Below are 2,598 nucleotides of genomic sequence, written 5' to 3'. Positions count from 1 at the left end.
TGTCACAGATGTTCACAGATGAAGAAAACATCCGTTTTCTCGTTCCCACGCTCCAGAGATTGTGAAAGTATTCGCTCCGAACCCGAAAACATCGCAATGCCGTAGGTTGGGGTGAGGAACGAACCCCAACATTTCAGCGCCTTACGTTTGTCTGCTCGTTGGGCTTCGTTCCTCAGCCCAACCTACAACGAATACTTGCCCAAACTCTCCAGCGTGGGAATGCCGTGCGGCCGCTCCAGCGGCCGGTAGCGCCACGCGACGGCTTGCGCGTCGCAACCGGCTCCCACGCCTGGAGCGTGGGAGCCGGGGCCTTGATCGTAATATCCCGGCCAGCGGCGTGCGTAGTCAGGGCTTCCAGCCCTGACGGTGTCAGGCCAGGACGGCCTGACTACGCACCCGGCGAGCCCAAGTGGCCGGAATCTTGATCGAGGCCGGAGCCGGATCGCGAACCAGCACACTGAGACGGAATGCCCTGCCAGGTGAAATGATCCCATCACGGCCTCTATCCATGTCGCACGCCCACCATCGCAGGCCTTGATCATCACGCCGGGTGTCGATCGCATCCGGAAAACCAGGGCACCGAGTCGTCGGCCTTCGGCAGCCGGACGTCGAAGGGTGCGACATTGACCTCGCAGGGGCCGCCGCGCAGGAAGGCGTGCGCCTGGGTGGCGATCTCCAGCACCATCTGCTGGTGACCGCGGGTCGGAGCGGGGCACATGTCGTAAGCCTGCCCGTCGATCAGTTCCCAGCGCTCGTTATCCGGCCAGCGGCAGTAGGCGCCGTAAGTGAATCGGTCTTCTTTGCGGGCAAGCTGCGGCATCGCAGGGACTCCGTCGGTGACGAACGCCGGCAATTCACCGGCCGGGCGGGATCGCTCAAGTATAGGCGCGCACCCGCGATCCCAGAAAGGACAGTCAGCCGGGGGCACGCGCCGCGGTGTCGGCGGTCCGGCCATGGCACGGACTGACGAAACGCGCCGTACCCGCCCACTGTGCCAAAACGGCACAGTCGCACCCGCCGGACTGTTCCCGATCAGCACAGCCGCTCGCCCTTGTGCTACGCGCCCGGCGTCTCCAGGCGGCCGTTGCCCCGCCCTCCCCGCTCCTGGACCTGGAGTTGCACCCGGTGTGGTGCCCAGCCGGAGCATTGGCACGACCCGTGCTGTCACCTCCACACTGGCCGCCCGCCCGCGCTCTCCAGCCCGCGCACGGTCTGTTCATAATCAGAATTTTCAGGAGTGACTGTCATGATTTACGCGAACCCCGGTCAGGCCGGCTGTATCCGCGCCCAGGAGGGGTCGCTGTCGGAGATCGACGAGAGCACCGTCGCTTATCATTTCCATGAGCCGCTGGGTGTGGTCGGCCAGATCATCCCGTGGAACTTCCCGCTCCTGATGGCCACCTGGAAGCTGGCCCCGGCCCTGGCCGCCGGCAACTGCGTGGTACTCAAGCCCGCCGAGCAGACGCCGGTCGGCATCCTGGTCTGGGCGGAGTTGATTGGTGATCTCCTGCCCCCCGGCGTGCTCAATATCGTCAACGGCTTCGGACTGGAAGCGGGTAAGCCGCTCGCCTCCAGCCCGCGGATCGCCAAGATCGCCTTCACCGGGGAGACCACCACCGGCCGGCTGATCATGCAGTACGCCAGCCAGAACCTGATCCCGGTCACCCTGGAATTGGGCGGCAAGTCGCCGAACATCTTCTTCGATGATGTCTGCGCGGCCGACGATGACTTCTTCGACAAGGCGGTCGAGGGGTTCGTGATGTTCGCCTTGAACCAGGGCGAAATCTGCACCTGCCCCAGCCGCGCCCTGATCCAGGAGTCCATTTACTCGCGCTTCATGGAGAAGGCGCTGGCCCGCGTCAAGTCGATCAAGCAGGGCAATCCGCTCGACACCGAGACCATGCTCGGCGCCCAGGCGTCCAGCGAGCAGCGCGAGAAAATCCTGAGCTACTTCGAGATCGGTCGTCAGGAAGGGGCCGAGGTCCTGACCGGCGGCGCCGCGGCCCACCTGGGCGGCGATCTGGAGGGCGGCTACTACATCCAGCCCACCGTGTTCCTGGGCCACAACCGCATGCGCATCTTCCAGGAGGAAATCTTCGGCCCCGTGGTCTCGGTGACGACCTTCAAGGACGAGGCCGAGGCCCTGCATCTGGCTAACGACACCCTCTACGGCCTGGGCTCCGGGGTCTGGAGCCGCGATGCCGGCCGCTGCTTCCGCATGGGCCGCGGCATCCACGCCGGCCGCGTCTGGACCAACTGCTACCATGCCTACCCCGCCCACGCCGCCTTCGGCGGCTACAAACAGTCCGGCATCGGGCGCGAGACCCACCGGATGATGCTCGACCATTACCAGCAGACCAAGAACCTGCTGGTGAGCTACAGCCCCAAGGCGCTGGGCTTCTTCTAAGACCGCAGGCCGCAGCCTTCATACCGGACGAGGGCATTCGCCCCGTCCGGAATGTCTTGAACCCTACCGGACGGTATCTCCAACCCCGCCCGGCCACAGGTCCACCCCATGCGCGACCCCTGCCCCCGTGTCATCGCCACCGCGTCCGCCGAGCGCCTGATCGAAGAACTGCGCGCCGCGCACGGCCCGCT

Annotated in this window: 1 protein-coding gene and 1 pseudogene; one reads left to right on the top strand and one right to left on the bottom strand. The window is 65.4% G+C overall.

Annotated features, from left to right (window positions below):
- Nucleotides 1-541: 541 nt before the first annotated feature.
- Entirely contained in the window at nucleotides 542-820 is a 279-nt protein-coding gene (locus tag QZY03_RS24875; RefSeq protein WP_295585614.1) for a Uma2 family endonuclease, read from the bottom strand.
- A gap of 450 nt (nucleotides 821-1,270) precedes the next feature.
- On the opposite strand from QZY03_RS24875, the pseudogene adh reads away from it, so the two are divergent.
- A pseudogene (gene adh / locus QZY03_RS24870) lies at nucleotides 1,271-2,407 on the top strand (aldehyde dehydrogenase); the annotation flags it as partial.
- Nucleotides 2,408-2,598: the final 191 nt, after the last annotated feature.

Source organism: uncultured Lamprocystis sp., from assembly GCF_903933125.1.
Taxonomy (GTDB): Bacteria; Pseudomonadota; Gammaproteobacteria; order Chromatiales; family Chromatiaceae; genus Thiodictyon.
The sequence above is the reverse complement of the archived record's forward strand: the minus strand, read 5'-3'. Positions and strand labels throughout refer to the sequence as shown.